We start from the raw sequence: 16883 nt of genomic DNA on the forward strand, positions 1-16883 counted from the left end.
ACGGATTTTTCTTTTTATTATACTTACGTCAAAGATGGTCAAAGTCAATTTAGTGGAATTGGATTGCTTCTTGATCCATAGGAATAGAGTAAGAGGAATTCCTATTCCGTACTTTCAATAGTGGGGACAGGATGGACGTTACTTATAGAAGGAGTGGAATTGAATATGATGTTCAATCGTTTTACACAGCGGGCGCAAAAAGTCCTGCAGCTTGCACAGGAAGAAGCAATCAGACTGAAACATGAATCCATCGGTACAGAGCATATTTTATTGGGACTCATACGGGAAGGCGGCGGCATCGCAGCGAAAGCATTGGAAGCGATCGACATCAGTTTCGATACGATTGAAAAAGGGGTGGAAAGCCTCGTCGGCGCCGGATCGAAGGAAGTCGGACCAATCGTTCATTACACGCCAAGAGCGAAAAAGGTCATTGAGCTTTCTGTCGATGAATCAAGGAAGCTCGGCCATTCGTATATCGGCACGGAGCATATTTTGCTTGCACTTATCCGTGAAGGGGAAGGGGTGGCTGCCCGTGTATTGAATAATGCAGGCGTCAGCTTGAATCGTGCAAGGCAGCAAGTGCTCCAATTGCTCGGAAGCAATGACAGCTCTGTCGGCAATCAAGGCACTTCCTCATCCGCCTCGACGCCGACGCTCGACAGCCTTGCCCGAGATTTGACAGAAGTGGCACGTGAAGGGACGCTTGATCCGGTCATCGGCCGAAGCAAGGAAATTACACGTGTGATCGAAGTATTGGCGCGCCGTACGAAGAACAACCCTGTGCTGATCGGTGAGCCGGGTGTCGGTAAAACCGCCATCGCAGAAGGGCTTGCGCTTCAAATCGTCAACAATGAAGTTCCTGAAATCCTACGTGACAAGCGCGTCATGACACTGGATATGGGGACGGTTGTTGCGGGTACAAAATACCGCGGCGAATTCGAGGACCGCATGAAAAAAGTGATGGAGGAGATCCGTCAGGCCGGCAATATCATTCTATTCATTGATGAATTGCATACACTGATCGGGGCTGGAGGAGCTGAAGGGGCGATCGACGCATCCAACATCCTGAAGCCGTCACTTGCACGCGGGGAATTGCAATGCATTGGGGCGACGACGCTTGATGAATACCGTAAATATATTGAAAAGGACGCTGCGCTTGAAAGGCGTTTCCAACCGATTCAAGTTGATGAACCAACTGTTGAAGAAACGATTTTGATCATCAAAGGTTTGCGTGACCGATATGAAGCGCATCACCGTGTGAAAATCACGGACGAAGCGATCGAGGCGGCTGCGAAGATGTCTGACAGGTACATTTCGGACCGTTTCCTGCCGGATAAAGCAATCGACTTGATCGATGAAGCTGGCTCGAAAGTGCGTCTTCGTTCGTATACGACGCCACCGAATCTGAAGGAGCTTGAAGCGAAGCTCGAGGCGATCCGCCACGAAAAGAATGCCGCGGTGCAAAGCCAGGAATTCGAAAAGGCCGCATCATTCCGCGATAAAGAGCAGAAAATGAAAGAAGAGCTTGAAAAGACCAAGACGGAATGGAAAGAGAAGCAAGGGAAAAAGGAATCGGAAGTGACAGTGAACGACATTGCGGAAGTTGTCGCAATGTGGACGGGAGTTCCGGTTGCCAAAATCGCTGAAACGGAAACTGCCAAGCTGTTGAATATGGAAGAGCTTCTGCATGAACGTGTCATCGGGCAGAAGGAAGCCGTAACAGCGATTTCACGAGCGATCCGGAGAGCCCGCGCAGGGTTGAAGGATCCGAAGCGGCCGATCGGCTCATTCATCTTCCTCGGACCTACTGGTGTCGGGAAGACTGAGCTTGCAAGGGCGTTGGCTGAAGCGATGTTCGGGGATGAGGATGCGATGATCCGCATCGATATGTCCGAGTATATGGAGAAGCATGCGACGTCGCGGCTTGTCGGATCGCCTCCAGGATACGTCGGTTATGACGAAGGCGGTCAATTGACTGAAAAGGTCCGCAGAAAGCCGTATTCAGTCGTCCTCCTCGATGAGATTGAAAAAGCGCATCCTGACGTCTTCAATATTCTATTGCAAGTGCTTGAGGATGGGAGATTGACGGATTCCAAAGGCCGTACAGTCGACTTCCGCAATACCGTCGTCATCATGACGTCAAACGTAGGAGCGGAAACATTGAAATCGAACCGTTACGTCGGTTTCAATCTGCAAGATGGGGAACGCGATTATGAGGGCATGAAATCGACAATGCTTGAGGCGTTGAAAAAAGCGTTCCGTCCGGAGTTCTTGAACCGTGTCGATGAAATGATCGTCTTCCACTCGCTTGAGAAGGAACACTTGCGTGAAATTGTCTCCCTCATGTCGAACGAGTTGACGAAGCGTCTTGCGGAGCAGGATATTACGCTCGAGCTGACGGATGAAGCGAAACACAAAATCTCTGAAGTGGGTTATGACCCGGATTACGGTGCGCGACCGTTGCGCCGGGCTTTGCAGAAGCATGTCGAAGACCGTCTATCAGAAGAGTTGTTGAGTGGAACCGTGCTGACAGGTGGAAAAGTCATCGTCGATGTAGAGGATGGCGAGTTCGTAGTCAAAACGGATCGAGTAGCAGTGACAGAAAAACAATAATAGGATGGCCCTCCCGTAGAGTTCGCTATCTACGGGAAAGGGCTGTCCTTTTCGTGTATGGAGGTACAAATGGCAAAGCGGAAAACGAAATTCATGTGCAGGGACTGTGGGTATGAATCGCCGAAGTGGATGGGAAGATGTCCTGGCTGCGGCGAATGGAATACGATGGACGAGGAAGTCGAAATTGTAAGCAAGGGTCCACGCGGTGCGTTTCAGCACACAGCGAACATCCAACAGAAAGCGATGCCGATCAGCGCGATTGAAACAATGGAAGAACCGAGGGTCAAGACGGAGCTTGGAGAACTGAACCGGGTGCTCGGCGGCGGAATCGTCCCGGGTTCGCTCATCTTGATCGGCGGGGATCCGGGTATAGGGAAATCGACGTTGCTCCTGCAAGTGTCTTCCCTTCTCGCCAATCAAAAGCAGCGCGTCCTTTACATATCTGGCGAGGAGTCCATCAGACAGACAAAGCTGCGCGCTGAACGTCTCGGCGTTGCGTCGGATGAACTTTATATTTATGCGGAGACGGATTTGGCGAAGATACATGAAACGATCAATGACGTGCAACCGAAATTTGTCATTGCAGACTCGATCCAGACAATCCACCATCCCGAAGTGACATCCGCTCCAGGCAGTGTTTCGCAAGTGCGGGAATGTACGGCTGAGCTGATGCGTATCGCGAAGACGCAGAATATCGCCATTTTCATCGTCGGCCATGTGACGAAAGACGGACAAATTGCAGGTCCGCGTCTTCTCGAGCATATGGTGGATACTGTTCTCTATTTTGAGGGGGAGCGGCATCATACGTACCGGATCTTGCGAAGTGTGAAGAACCGCTTTGGCTCGACAAATGAAATCGCGATCTTTGAGATGCTGCAATCCGGGTTAAAGGAAGTTTTGAATCCTTCCGAGTTGTTTTTACGGGAAAGGTCCCAGGGAGGAGCGGGATCGACTGTCGTCGCCTCGATGGAAGGGACCCGTCCGATCCTCGTTGAAATCCAGGCGCTTGTGACACCATCCAGCTTCAATTATCCGAAGCGAATGGCGACCGGAATCGATCAGAATCGCGTATCGCTCCTGATGGCTGTCCTTGAAAAGCGGATGGGCATGCTTTTGCAAGCGCAGGACGCGTATATTAAGGTTGCCGGCGGCGTAAAGCTTGATGAGCCGGCAATTGATTTGGCTGTCCTCGTCAGCATCGTTTCAAGCTATCGGGATGCGGCGGCGGGAGTGACGGACTGCTTCATCGGAGAGGTTGGGTTGACGGGTGAGGTGCGCCGTGTTTCCCGTATCGAACAGCGGGTGACGGAGGCGGCGAAGCTTGGGTTCGAAAAGGTCATCATTCCATCATCGAATATCGGCGGATGGGATTTTCCGGAAGGGATTCAAGTCGTCGGCGTCGAAACGATAAGTGAGGCATTGAACATCGCGTTTTCGTAAAAATGAAAAGGGATGGGACTTTTTTATCGGGAGTCCTATTTCCCTGTTTTTGCTGCGCGAGGAACTTCGCAAGCTTTTTCGTGTCCTATAGTTGTCGGAAAAACATTGATTGTGATGGCTCAAAACGGCGAAGAGCATCAAAAACGTGTATAGTTATCAGAAATGGAATGGAGGTGTTGTACATGTTGAAAAGAGTAGTTCAAATTGGACTGCTGCTGATCGGAGGGACACTCGGCGTATTATTCTTACCGTACTTATTCACTTTATCTTCTTTTACTTCAAAGCCGATGATTGACAATCCTTACGTAGCTGCTGTCCTAGGAGCGTTCTTGTTATATTTGCTGAGCCTTTTCATCGCGGACCCGATTGTGAATTTCATTAAGTGGATGGAAGACCGTCTGTTGAAGGCTCCCATTTTCGATTTATTATTCGGAACGATCGGTCTGATGGTCGGTTTGCTTGTTGCCTTTCTTGCAAGTTTCGGTTTAAGTGCTTTGGAAATTCCGTTCATCACATCCATCATGCCGATTGTGCTTTCCATCCTTCTTGGATACCTTGGTTTTCAGGTTGGATCAAAGAAACGTGAGGAATTTTCCCACGCGATCTTTGCAGCTAAGAACGGCAATCCTAAGAAAAGGGATGGCGGAGAAGGGGCACAGGCGGATTCCAAGCATCATAAGATTCTGGATACGAGTGTCATTATTGACGGAAGGATTGCGGATATCGCGTCAACAGGATTTCTGGAAGGGCTTCTCGTCGTCCCGCAATTCGTATTGACCGAGCTTCAGCACATCGCCGATTCATCCGATTCATTAAAGCGTACAAAAGGACGGCGTGGGCTTGATGTCCTGAAGCGTCTGCAGACGGATGACGGACCGAGCATTTTTATTACCGACGAAGATTTCGCTGATGTTGCGGAAGTTGATCTCAAGCTTGTCCGTCTTGCGAAAAGCATGAATGGCCAGGTCGTGACAAACGATTTCAATCTGAATAAAGTGGCGGATCTGCACGGTGTAGCAGTATTGAACATCAATGATCTTGCAAATGCGGTGAAGCCTGTCGTCATTCCCGGTGAAGAGATGCATGTCGTCGTTATAAAGGATGGCAAGGAGCATAATCAAGGTGTCGCCTATTTGGATGATGGCACGATGATTGTGATTGAAGATGGCAGAACGCATATCGGCAATGCGATTGATGTCGTCGTAACGAGCGTACTGCAGACCTCTGCGGGCCGAATGATCTTCGCCAAGCCGAAGAACGGCAAAACTGCAAAGGCGCATTAAAAGCGCATTGATGAAGAAAGATGAGGAACAAAGATGAAGACATATACAGTGATGCTCCCGGCAGCTGGGAGCGGACGGCGTATGGGTGCCGGGGTCAACAAGCTATTCTTGGAGATGGCAGGCAAGCCGATCCTCATACACACTTTGGATGTGTTCGAACAGGATCCGGATTGCGCGGGGATGATCCTCTCCGTGAAAGGCGAGGAAAAGCTCCATATCGAAGAAATGCTCGAACGTTTCGGTATTACGAAAGTGGCACAACTCGTTGAAGGCGGAGCGGAGCGGCAGCAAAGCGTTGCGGCTTGCATTGCGGCTCATCCAAATGGAGGGGTTGTCCTCGTGCATGATGCTGCGAGGCCTTTCATCAAACGGGATGTCATCCGTGAGCTTGTAAACGTAGCCGAAGAGCATGGCGCCGCAATTGCTGGTGTCCAAGTGAAGGATACGATGAAGGTTGCGCCTGGCGGCATCGTCGAGGAGACAGTGGACCGTGCTAAGCTTTGGGCAATCCAGACGCCGCAAGCGTTCCGCTACGACCTTTTGAAGAAAGCGTCAGAGAAAGCCGAAGCCGAGGGGTTCCTCGGTACGGATGAATCGATGATCGTGGAACGGCTGGGGCATCCGGTGAGAGTTGTAGAAAGTACGTATGACAATATTAAAATGACGACGAAGGAGGACCTCCTGTTTGGCGAGGTCCTCTTGAAACATAGACGGCAGGAGGATTTCCAATGATTCGGATAGGACAAGGGTTTGATGTGCATCAATTTGAGGAAGGCCGGCCATTGATCATCGGCGGCATTACCATTCCTTATGAGAGAGGATTGACAGGGCATTCGGATGCGGACGTGCTCTTGCATACAGTGACAGACGCTGCGCTCGGCGCAGTCGGGGAGGGGGATATCGGCAGGCATTTCCCCGATACGGATGAGGCATTCAAGGATGCGGATTCAGCGATCCTTCTTCAAAAAGTATGGGAGATCGTAGAGTCGAAGGGCTACCGGCTGGGCAATATCGATTGCACGATCATGGCGCAAAAGCCGAAAATGGCCCCGCATATCGAAACGATCCGCGCGCGCATTGCAGAATTACTGAAGGCGGATGTGACACAGGTGAATGTCAAGGCGACAACAACCGAACAACTTGGATTTGTCGGCAGGGAAGAAGGGATCGCCTCAATGGCTACTATCCTTCTCTTAAAAGATTGAGTCCTTTCAAATTGGACGAAGCAGTGATAAAATGACACTTGAATTAATCAAGAACGGAGATGCACTCAAATGACAACAGAAGTACGTGTACGTTATGCGCCGAGTCCGACCGGCCATTTACATATCGGCGGAGCCCGGACAGCATTGTTCAATTACCTATTCGCAAAACATCATGGGGGGAAATTCATCATCCGCATCGAGGATACCGACACGGAACGGAATATCGAAGCGGGCGAACTTTCCCAGCTGGATAACCTGAAATGGTTGGGGATCCATCATGACGAGTCCGTCGATATTGGCGGGGAGTATGGTCCTTACCGCCAGATGGAGCGCCTTTACCTCTACACGAAATATGCCAAGGATATGCTTGACGGCGGCCAAGCTTACAAATGTTTCTGTACGACGGAGGAGTTGGAGGCGGAGCGCGAAAAGCAGAAGGCTTCAGGAATCGCAGCGCCGATGTATAGCGGGACTTGCCGCCATCTGACTGCCGATGAAGTTGCTGATAAGGAAGCTGCGGGCATGCCATACACAATCCGCATGCGGGTGCCTGAAAATGTAACCTATACAGTGGATGACCTCGTTCGTGGAGAAGTAGCATTCGAATCGAAAGACGTCGGCGACTGGGTGCTAGTGAAAGCGAACGGCATTCCGACATATAACTTCGCAGTTGTCATCGATGACCATCTGATGAAAATCTCGCACGTCTTCCGCGGCGAAGAGCACCTGACGAATACACCTAAGCAATTAATGGTGTACGATGTATTCGGCTGGGAGTATCCGCGTTTCGGGCATATGACGTTAATTGTCAATGAAGATCGTAAAAAGCTTTCGAAGCGGGATGAATCGATCATTCAATTCATTTCCCAATACAAGGACCTCGGCTATTTGCCGGAAGCGATGTTCAACTTCTTCGCATTGCTCGGCTGGTCGCCGGGCGGGGAAGAAGAGATCTTCACGCGTGATGAATTGATCAAGCTTTTCGACGAAAGCCGTCTATCCAAATCGCCATCCATGTTCGATAAGACGAAGCTTACATGGATGAATAACCAATACGTGAAGAAGCTCAGCTTGGATGAAGTTATCGAATTGACATTGCCGCATCTTCAAGCAGCAGGACGTGTAAGCGAAGAAATGACGGAAGAAGAGCGCGACTGGGTGCACGATTTAATCGCCCTTTACCAGGCGCAGTTGAGCTATGGTGCAGAAATCGTAGAACTGACCGCCCAATTCTTCAATGACCACTTGGAATATGATGAACAATCCAAGGAAGTCCTTTCGGGCGAACAAGTTCCGGAAGTGATGGCATCCTTCCAGCGCCAGTTAACCGCCCTTGAATCATTTGATCCTGCTTCAATTAAAGCAGCCATCAAAGAGGTGCAAAAGGAAACGGGCCATAAAGGGAAGAATCTATTCATGCCGATCCGCGTTGTAACGACGGGGCAGACGCACGGTCCGGAATTGCCGGATTCCATCGCGTTGATCGGAAAGGAAAAAGCGGTTGAACGAGTTTCTAAATTCGCTCAGTCGTAATTGATTTAGTTGACTTTAGGCATTTTCTAGGTACAATTAACGTACATTCATGTAAAAGAACGAAAGCTTTGACAAGGAGAAGTACACATCGCATGTTCTTCAGAGAGGGTCATCACCGGCTGCAAGTGACCCGTGCCTCTGCAATGTGGAAATGCCCCTTTGAGCGCCGTGCCGAACGAAGAAGTAGGCCGGACGCATCGCCAGCGTTACAGGCGTCAAGCGGGAAGGGGATTATACCTCCTTTCAAGCGGAGTGGAACCGCGCATTCGATGCGTCTCTGTCTAGTTATGGACAGGGGCGCTTTTTGCGTTCATGAAAGATTGGAACGGGGGTCAAAAACAGTGTTTCGTAGGATGAAGGAAGACATCCATTGCATATTTGAACAAGATCCGGCCGCGCGTAGCACGTTCGAGGTGGTGCTTACGTATTCCGGCCTCCACGCAGTGTGGGCGCACCGGATCGCACACGCGCTCTATAAGAAGAACCTGTTGTTTCTGGCAAGGCTCATCTCCCAGATTAGCCGATTTTTCACAGGCATTGAAATCCATCCGGGCGCGACGATTGGCAGGCGTCTGTTCATTGACCACGGCATGGGGATCGTCATAGGTGAGACTTGTGAAATCGGCGATGACGTAACCTTATACCAAGGTGTGACATTGGGGGGGACTGGCAAGGAAAAAGGAAAGCGTCACCCGACTCTTGGCAATAATGTACTTGTAGCTTCGGGAGCGAAAGTGCTCGGCTCCATTACAATTGGTGATAACAGTAAGATCGGTGCAGGGTCTGTTGTTCTGATTGATGTACCGGACGATTCGACAGTTGTCGGAATTCCTGGCAAAGTCGTCATAACGAATGGCGTACGGGTGAAGGATAAACATGATCACCAAAACTTGCCGGACCCGGTTGCGGATACGTGCAACCGGTTGGAAGAAGAAATTGCATATTTGAAACGACGGATTGAAGAACTTGAGAAGAAAGAAGGGAAAACCGATGAGTATTCAAATATATAATACATTGACACGGAAGAAGGAGCCTTTCATTCCACTGGAGGAAGGGAAAGTAAAAATGTATGTGTGCGGACCGACCGTCTACAACTACATTCATATCGGGAATGCAAGACCGGTCATCGTGTTTGATACAGTCCGCAGGTATTTGCAGTATAGCGGCTATGACGTCAATTATGTGTCCAACTTCACAGATGTCGACGACAAAATCATCAACACGGCGAATGAGCTGGGTGAAGAGGTCGGGGAATTGACCGAACGCTTCATCAATGCGTATTTCGAGGATGTCGGAGCTCTCGGCTGCGGCAAAGCGGATGCCCATCCGCGTGTGACGGAGCATATCGACGACATTGTCGCTTTCATCAAAGTGCTGGTTGAAAAAGGTTACGCTTATGAAGCGCAAGGTGATGTCTATTACAGGACGCGCAAGTTCGACGGTTACGGCAAACTGTCCCATCAGTCGATCGATGAGCTGAGGGTAGGTGCGCGCATCGAAGAGAGCGGCATTAAAGAGAATTCTCTCGATTTCGCCTTATGGAAAGCGGCGAAGGAAGGGGAAATTGCTTGGGAGAGCCCGTGGGGTAAAGGTCGTCCGGGCTGGCATATCGAGTGTTCTGTCATGGCGAGGGAGCATTTGGGCGATACGATCGACATCCATGCGGGCGGGCAGGATCTGACATTCCCGCACCACGAGAATGAAATTGCGCAGTCTGAAGCGATGACTGGGAAGCAGTTCGCCCGGTACTGGATGCATAACGGCTATATTAATATCGATAATGAAAAGATGTCGAAGTCGCTCGGGAATTTCATTCTCGTCCACGATATCCGGAAACAGATCGATCCGAAGGTGCTCCGTTTCTTCATGCTGTCCGTTCATTACCGTCATCCGGTCAACTTCTCGCAAGATCTCGTCGAAAGCGCGGCAAATGGCTTAGACCGCATCCAAACGGCGTATAACAACTTAAAGCACCGATTGGGCACGTCCGCTGATTTGGGCGACCAGCAGGACATCTGGACGCATAAGGTTGATGAGGCCGTCCGCCTGTTTGAAACTGCAATGGATGACGATTTCAATACGGCAAATGCTATAGCCGCCGTTTTCGAACTCGTAAAAACGGCTAACGTCTATTTATTGGAGAAAAACACACAAACAGCCGTACTCGACTATTTCATTTCAGCATTTGACCGACTGATGGAAGTTCTCGGCTTGCCGTTCAACGGGGAGGAACTGTTGGACGAGGAAATTGAAGGGCTTATCGAGGAGCGCTTGACTGCTCGCAAAGAACGGAATTTCAGCCGTGCAGACGAAATTAGGGATCTATTGAAGGAAAAAGGGATCATCCTGGAGGATACCGCCCAAGGCACGCGGTGGAAGAGAGGATGAACGATGTGTATACGTTGCGTGACATCGATGTAAAGCAACTGAACGCACTTGCACTCGCCTATATGGGGGATGCGGTTTACGAGCAGGCGGTCCGCGAGCACTTGCTGCGCTCTGGCCGCGTGAAGCCGAACATTCTCCATAAAGAGGCGACGCGGTATGTCTCCGCAAAAGCGCAGGCCTCCGCTGTAAAGATGATGCAGGAAACAGGCTTCCTGACCGAAGAGGAGGAAGCGGTCCTGCGTCGCGGACGGAATGCGAAGTCCGGCTCGGTACCGAAGAATACAGACGTGGTAACGTATAATTACAGTTCCGGATTCGAGGCGGTCCTCGGTTATTTATATCTGCTTGGGAGAACTGAACGGGTCGGGGAAATCATTGGGAATACAATGCAGTTCATCGAAAATCCTAACGAGGAGGGCGCATCATGACAAATCAGGAATCAGAATTGATCGGCGGCAAAAACCCAGTCGTGGAAGCACTTCGTTCCGGCAGGGAACTGAATAAGATCTGGATTGCCGAAGGGTTGAATAAAAAAAGCATCGGGGAGATTTTGTCCCTCGCGAAACAATCGGGAATCATCGTCCAAGCGGTGCCGAAACAGAAGCTGGACGGCATGCTAGACGTGAATCATCAAGGCATCATCGCCTCGGTTGCCGCCTACTCTTATGCAGAGCTCGATGATTTGTTTGCGGTCGCGAAAGACCGCGGCGAGGACCCGTTTTTCCTCATCCTGGATGAACTGGAAGACCCGCATAATCTGGGCTCGATACTCAGGACGGCGGATGCCTCTGGCGTGCACGGCATCATCATCCCGAAACGGCGCTCTGTCGGTTTGACAGGGGTTGTCGCAAAAGCTTCGACTGGGGCGATCGAGCATATTCCGGTCGTCCGTGTGAACAACCTCTCCCAGACGGTGGAAGAATTGAAGAAGGCGGGAGTCTGGATTGCTGGGACGGACGCTCAAGGTTCGCAAGATTATCGTTCGATGGATGCCACCCTGCCACTTGCCATCATCATCGGCAGCGAGGGTAAAGGGATGTCCCGCATCTTAAAGGAGAAATGTGACTTCCTCTATCATCTGCCGATGGTCGGGCATGTAACATCATTGAATGCCTCTGTCGCAGCATCCTTGCTAATGTACGAAGTGTTACGGAAACGCAAGCCCTTAACGCCGGGGTCATGAAAAAGGATATATTGCTCGTCGATGGATATAACATCATCGGGGCATGGCAGGAATTGAGTAAGCTGAAGCTTGTAAGCCTTGCCGAAGCCCGCGACCGGCTTATTGAAAGAATGGCCGAATACAAGGCGCATACGGGATGGCGAGTCATCGTCCTGTTTGATGCGCACTTGATGCGGGGGACTGAAAAGAAGAACTGGAAGCATAATGTCGAAGTCGTTTTCACCCGTGAAAATGAAACTGCCGATGAGCGGATCGAAAAGTTGGTATCCGAGCTGAGCGGGCGCCGGGTCCAAATCCACGTAGCCACCTCCGATTTGACGGAGCAATGGGTCATTTTTGCGCAAGGCGCACTGCGGAAATCGGCTCGCGAACTAGAAATTGAAATGAATGAAATCGATAAATTGATCACAAAAAAAGTGAAAGAAATCCAAGAGGAAAGGCCGTTCTCCAAGATTCAACTGTCCGACGAGGTGGCAGAAATATTTGAAAAATGGCGTCGCGGAATGAAATGAACGGTTGACGTAAAAATTTTCCATACGGTATACTAATTGAAATGGCAATAACGAATCGGGGTGTGGTGATTGGCGGGAAATGTTTACGTTCAAGGGGGACCATCTGATTTCACCGGGCTATCCGATGAAGAGCTTTTAGTTCGTATTCATGAGGGCAGCACGGACGCACTGGATTTTCTTATTACCAAATATCAATCTTTCGTTAAAATGAAAGCGCGCTCATATTTCATGATGGGCGGTGACCGGGAGGATATCATTCAGGAAGGGATGATCGGCCTCTATAAAGCGATCCGCGATTTCAGAACGGATCGGCTTGCTTCATTCCGGGCATTTGCTGAGCTGTGTATCACCAGGCAAATCATTACAGCCATCAAGACGGCGACAAGGCAGAAGCACATTCCCCTGAATACTTCGGTATCTTTGGACAAGCCTGTATTCGATGAAGAATCCGACCGTACATTGCTAGATGTCCTCACCGGATCAGTGCTCGATGATCCAGAGGATTTGATGATCCATAAGGAAGAATTCATCCATATGGAAGGGGAAATCAATAAAGTGTTGAGTGGACTCGAAAAGCAGGTCCTATCACTCTATTTGGAAGGTCAATCCTATCAGGAGATTTCGGACGAATTGAATCGACAAGTCAAATCCGTGGACAATGCACTCCAGCGCATCAAGCGCAAACTGGAACGTCACATGCAAGTGGATGTCGTGCATTGAAGCATGTCCGTGACAGTCTGCCAATCAATTTCCATCCTGTTGACATCATGAAAATTAGATGGTACTCTTTAGCAAGGCAATGACTATATACGTAGACTGTCGACAATAGTTGCACGATGGAAATTCAAGGTGAAGAAATGTCTAAAAAACTGATTTTATGCTGTGATCGCTGCGGGTCACGAAACTACGTCATCCCTACGGGGAATAAACAGACAACAGTCCGGTTTACAGTGAAGAAGTTTTGCAATCAATGCAATGAACATACAGAGCATAAACAAACAATCTAGTGGCAGTACTATATTTTAGTATTCGGAGGTCTACGACTGAATGGGTAAGATAACCGGCTTTTTAAAAGATGTCGTCTCTGAAATGCGGAAAGTCAGCTGGCCGAAAAAGAAAGAACTGACACGTTATACGATCGTTGTTATCACGACAGTCGTTTTCATGGCAGTTTATTTTGGTCTAGTCGATTTGGGCATTTCAAAAGCAATGGAATGGTATATTGCGTTATAATAGGACAGCATGAATAATCCTTGTTGAAAAATATCCCGTCTTGTCACATGAACGGGTTTTTTCATTTCTCGGAAAAAATTATAGAGCCTTTGGCAAACATACGAGTAATGCAGTTCAGAAAAGGAGGGACGGACACACAGTCCTACGTCATTATGGAAATGGAGAAAAATTGGTACGTCGTCCACACGTATTCAGGATATGAAAACAAGGTGAAAGCCAACCTGGAAAAACGCGTCGAGACGATGGGTATGCAAGATAAAATATTCCGCGTCGTCATCCCTGAAGAACAGGAAACGGACTTCAAAGACGGTAAAAAGCGGACAGTCATGAAAAAGACATTCCCGGGGTATGTCCTCGTGGAAATCATCATGACGGATGATTCCTGGTACGTCGTCCGGAACACGCCTGGAGTCACGGGCTTCATCGGTTCTTCAGGCGGTGGTGCAAAACCAACGCCGCTCTTACCGGAAGAGGTCGATTTCATCCTTAAACAAATGGGCATGAAAGAACGGAAAGCCGAAGCTGACTTCCAAATCGGCGAAATGATCGAGGTGCTTGAAGGGCCATTCGCGCACTTCCAAGGGAAAGTTGAAGAGATCGATCAGGACAAAGGGAAGGTCCGCGTTTCTGTCGACATGTTCGGAAGAGAAACGATCATGGAACTTGACTTTGAACAAGTTGAAAAAATATAAGAGATTACCACTTGCAAGACAAGCATAATAGTGGTATCATTTCAAAGGTCAGACTGTAATCAAAACAGACTGGACGGATTAACCAAATTCTACCGGGCGACCGGCAGGCACATATTGAGTGGGAGGGGCAACCCAATTACCACATCACGGACTTAAGGAGGTGTGTCTCGTGGCTAAAAAAGTAACCAAAATCGTGAAATTGCAAATCCCTGCAGGTAAAGCTAACCCAGCTCCACCGGTTGGACCGGCACTAGGTCAAGCAGGTGTCAACATCATGGGATTCTGTAAAGATTTCAACGCACGTACAGCGGATCAAGCAGGTCTAATCATTCCTGTTGAAATAACTGTATTTGAGGATCGTTCATTCACATTCATTACAAAAACTCCACCAGCAGCAGTATTGCTGAAAGTTGCAGCTAATCTTCAAAAAGGTTCAGGCGAACCGAATAAAAAGAAGGTAGCTACTGTAAAACGTGATAAAGTTCGCGAAATTGCAGAACAAAAAATGGAAGACCTTAACGCAGCATCGGTTGAAGCGGCGATGGCAATGGTTGAAGGTACTGCACGCAGTATGGGAATCACGATCGAAGACTGATCGCGATGAAACCATGTTCTGTTTCTTTGTAGTGGGGGTTGCGCTTGTTCCTCGGAACACGCAACCCTTATTCGTGGGAGGTTCAATCCGTTAAAACCACAAACGAGGAGGAAATTTTAATGGCTAAAAGAGGTAAAAAGTTCACTGAAGCGGCGAAGCTTGTAGATCGCACGCAAGTGTATGACTTGAAAGAAGCGATTGAGCTTGCGAAGAAAACAAGCACAGTCAACTTCGATGCAACTGTCGAAGTCGCATTCCGTCTAGGAATCGACACTCGTAAAAATGACCAGCAAATCCGTGGAGCAGTCGTGCTTCCGAACGGTACTGGTAAAACTCAACGCGTTCTAGTTTTCGCGAAAGGCGAAAAATTGAAAGAAGCGGAAGCTGCTGGTGCAGACTATGCAGGCGATGCAGAGTACATCACTAAAATCCAACAAGGCTGGTTCGATTTCGACGTTATCGTTGCAACTCCGGACATGATGGGCGAAGTTGGTAAAATCGGTCGCGTATTGGGACCGAAAGGCTTAATGCCAAACCCGAAAACAGGCACAGTAACATTTGATGTTGCTAAAGCTGTTGCGGAAATCAAAGCAGGTAAAGTTGAATACCGTGCGGACAAAGCTGGAATTATCCACGCTCCAATCGGAAAAGCATCTTTCGACAACGAAAAGCTTGAAGAAAACTTCAAAACTGTTTTTGAAACAATCCAAAAAGCTAAACCAGCTGCAGCTAAAGGAACTTACATGAAGTCTGTGAATATCACGACTACAATGGGTCCTGCGGTCAAAGTTGATCCGTCAACTGTAGTTGTAAAATAAAAAACGTTGACAAGCTTGAAATCTTATAGTAAGATTTCGTTTGTTGCAAAATAAATCATTTGTACCGTAGACAGCAGGGGCTTCACAGCTTAATCATCCTGCCGAGGACAAGACGCTCTTTATGTTAAAGATGACGACTTTTCTGCCCTCGAGGTCTACTTTGTGGATCGCGAGGGCTTTTCATATCGGTATAAATGACCCGAATTCTTACAGGAGGTGTCAAGATGAGCAAAGTATTAGAAGCAAAACAAGCGATAGTTGAAGAGATCTCAGGTAAATTGCAATCAGCAGTTTCCGTTGTCGTAGTCGACTACCGTGGTCTAAACGTGAGCCAGGTTACGGAACTTCGTAAACAGCTTCGTGAAGCAGGCATCGACTTCAAAGTTTACAAAAACTCAATGTCACGCCGTGCTGCTGAAACAGCTGGACTTGAAGGGTTGAATGAGCATTTGGTAGGACCAAACGCAATCGCATTCTCGACAGAAGATGTAGTTGCTCCTGCTAAAATCCTTAACGACTTCGCTAAGAAGAACGATAAGCTTGAAATCAAAGCAGGCGTGATCGAAGGAAATGTCGCTTCTGTTGAAGATATCAAAGCATTGGCTGAACTTCCATCCCGCGAAGGACTTCTTTCCATGCTACTCAGCGTTCTACAAGCTCCAATGCGCAACTTCGCGCTTGCAACAAAAGCTGTTGCAGAGCAAAAAGAGGAACAAGGCGCTTAAGTTTACTCAAGCAGCCTGAACGAAAATCTGCGGGATAATTCCCGACAAACTAAAACCTATTAGGAGGAAAATATAATGACTAATCAACAAATCCTTGACGCGATTAAAGAAATGACAGTTCTTGAATTGAACGACCTTGTAAAAGCTATCGAAGAGGAATTCGGCGTAACAGCTGCAGCTCCAGTTGCAATGATGGGCGGAGCAGGTGCTGGTGAAGCGGCTGCTGAGCAAACTGAATTCGACGTAGTTCTTGCATCTGCAGGAGACCAAAAAATTAAAGTTATCAAAGTTGTTCGCGAAATCACTGGCCTAGGCTTGAAAGAAGCGAAAGAAGTAGTTGATAACGCTCCTAAAGCAATCAAAGAAGGCGTTTCTAAAGAAGAAGCAGAAGAAATGAAAGCGAAACTTGAAGAAGTTGGCGCTGGCGTAGAAGTTAAGTAATTTTTGAATAAATGAAGAAAGGCTCGTCATTTTGGACGGGCTTTTCTTCGTTTTTTTATCTAAACGGAAACTGTTGATTTGTAGTGCTCGTAACGCTGCGCTTTTACTCGCAAAAGCCGTTCTTCGTTACGGCTTTCGCTGCAATCACGGAATCTCCTTTATATCTACTTTATTAACTTTTAATAAGCCTATCTAATAATGAAAATAGAAATAAATGGGCAA

At 48.6% G+C, this 16883-nt stretch carries 19 protein-coding genes and 2 other annotated features; all 19 genes read left to right on the plus strand.

Annotated elements, in window-relative coordinates:
• The first annotated feature begins 165 nt into the window (after positions 1-165).
• Entirely contained in the window at positions 166-2613 is a 2448-nt protein-coding gene (clpC, locus tag M3193_RS11580; RefSeq protein ID WP_251627823.1) for an ATP-dependent protease ATP-binding subunit ClpC, read from the plus strand.
• Positions 2614-2682: 69 nt separating this feature from the next.
• Positions 2683-4053, plus strand: a complete 1371-nt coding sequence (radA, locus tag M3193_RS11585) for a DNA repair protein RadA (RefSeq protein WP_251627825.1) — start codon at positions 2683-2685, stop codon at positions 4051-4053.
• A gap of 182 nt (positions 4054-4235) precedes the next feature.
• Positions 4236-5336, plus strand: coding sequence for a PIN/TRAM domain-containing protein (locus M3193_RS11590; RefSeq protein WP_251627827.1), 1101 nt, complete (start codon positions 4236-4238; stop codon positions 5334-5336).
• Between the two features lie 33 nt (positions 5337-5369).
• Positions 5370-6068: a 2-C-methyl-D-erythritol 4-phosphate cytidylyltransferase gene (ispD, locus tag M3193_RS11595; RefSeq protein WP_251627829.1), complete on the plus strand. Its 699-nt coding sequence runs from the start codon at positions 5370-5372 to the stop codon at positions 6066-6068.
• Entirely contained in the window at positions 6065-6541 is a 477-nt protein-coding gene (gene ispF / locus M3193_RS11600; RefSeq protein WP_251627831.1) for a 2-C-methyl-D-erythritol 2,4-cyclodiphosphate synthase, read from the plus strand. The genes ispD and ispF overlap by 4 nt, the downstream gene beginning before the upstream one ends.
• 69 nt (positions 6542-6610) lie before the next feature.
• Complete coding sequence (gene gltX / locus M3193_RS11605; protein ID WP_251627833.1) at positions 6611-8074, plus strand: glutamate--tRNA ligase; 1464 nt, start codon at positions 6611-6613, stop codon at positions 8072-8074.
• 59 nt (positions 8075-8133) lie between these two features.
• Positions 8134-8356, plus strand: a binding site (T-box leader).
• A 59-nt stretch (positions 8357-8415) separates the two neighbouring features.
• A complete protein-coding gene (gene cysE / locus M3193_RS11610) occupies positions 8416-9084 on the plus strand; it encodes a serine O-acetyltransferase (protein WP_251627835.1) in 669 nt (222 codons plus the stop codon).
• Complete coding sequence (cysS, locus tag M3193_RS11615) at positions 9065-10462, plus strand: cysteine--tRNA ligase (RefSeq protein WP_251627837.1); 1398 nt, start codon at positions 9065-9067, stop codon at positions 10460-10462. Before cysE ends, cysS begins: the two co-directional genes overlap by 20 nt.
• Positions 10459-10890, plus strand: coding sequence for a Mini-ribonuclease 3 (locus tag M3193_RS11620; RefSeq protein ID WP_251627839.1), 432 nt, complete (start codon positions 10459-10461; stop codon positions 10888-10890). The genes cysS and M3193_RS11620 overlap by 4 nt, the downstream gene beginning before the upstream one ends.
• A complete protein-coding gene (rlmB, locus tag M3193_RS11625) occupies positions 10887-11645 on the plus strand; it encodes a 23S rRNA (guanosine(2251)-2'-O)-methyltransferase RlmB (RefSeq protein WP_251627841.1) in 759 nt (252 codons plus the stop codon). The genes M3193_RS11620 and rlmB overlap by 4 nt, the downstream gene beginning before the upstream one ends.
• Complete coding sequence (locus M3193_RS11630) at positions 11642-12157, plus strand: NYN domain-containing protein (RefSeq protein ID WP_251627843.1); 516 nt, start codon at positions 11642-11644, stop codon at positions 12155-12157. Before rlmB ends, M3193_RS11630 begins: the two co-directional genes overlap by 4 nt.
• A 69-nt stretch (positions 12158-12226) precedes the next feature.
• Complete coding sequence (gene sigH, locus M3193_RS11635) at positions 12227-12877, plus strand: RNA polymerase sporulation sigma factor SigH (RefSeq protein ID WP_251627844.1); 651 nt, start codon at positions 12227-12229, stop codon at positions 12875-12877.
• A 137-nt stretch (positions 12878-13014) separates the two neighbouring features.
• Positions 13015-13164, plus strand: coding sequence for a 50S ribosomal protein L33 (rpmG, locus tag M3193_RS11640; protein WP_251627845.1), 150 nt, complete (start codon positions 13015-13017; stop codon positions 13162-13164).
• 40 nt (positions 13165-13204) lie between these two features.
• A complete protein-coding gene (gene secE / locus M3193_RS11645; protein ID WP_251627846.1) occupies positions 13205-13390 on the plus strand; it encodes a preprotein translocase subunit SecE in 186 nt (61 codons plus the stop codon).
• Between the two features lie 158 nt (positions 13391-13548).
• Positions 13549-14082: a transcription termination/antitermination protein NusG gene (gene nusG, locus M3193_RS11650; RefSeq protein ID WP_251628289.1), complete on the plus strand. Its 534-nt coding sequence runs from the start codon at positions 13549-13551 to the stop codon at positions 14080-14082.
• A 169-nt stretch (positions 14083-14251) separates the two neighbouring features.
• Positions 14252-14677 carry a 50S ribosomal protein L11 gene (gene rplK / locus M3193_RS11655; protein WP_191693394.1) on the plus strand — a complete coding sequence of 142 codons (426 nt, stop codon included), beginning with the start codon at positions 14252-14254 and terminating at the stop codon, positions 14675-14677.
• 119 nt (positions 14678-14796) lie between these two features.
• The gene (gene rplA / locus M3193_RS11660) at positions 14797-15495 is read left to right on the plus strand and encodes a 50S ribosomal protein L1 (protein ID WP_251627848.1); all 699 of its coding nucleotides are present in this window, start codon (positions 14797-14799) and stop codon (positions 15493-15495) included.
• 46 nt (positions 15496-15541) lie between these two features.
• Positions 15542-15687 (plus strand) — a sequence feature (ribosomal protein L10 leader region).
• Positions 15688-15719: 32 nt separating this feature from the next.
• Positions 15720-16220: a 50S ribosomal protein L10 gene (gene rplJ / locus M3193_RS11665; protein ID WP_251627850.1), complete on the plus strand. Its 501-nt coding sequence runs from the start codon at positions 15720-15722 to the stop codon at positions 16218-16220.
• 75 nt (positions 16221-16295) lie between these two features.
• A complete protein-coding gene (gene rplL / locus M3193_RS11670; protein ID WP_251627852.1) occupies positions 16296-16661 on the plus strand; it encodes a 50S ribosomal protein L7/L12 in 366 nt (121 codons plus the stop codon).
• The last annotated feature ends 222 nt before the right edge of the window (positions 16662-16883 follow it).

The organism is Sporosarcina luteola (assembly GCF_023715585.1).
Lineage (GTDB): Bacteria > Bacillota > Bacilli > Bacillales_A > Planococcaceae > Sporosarcina > Sporosarcina luteola_D.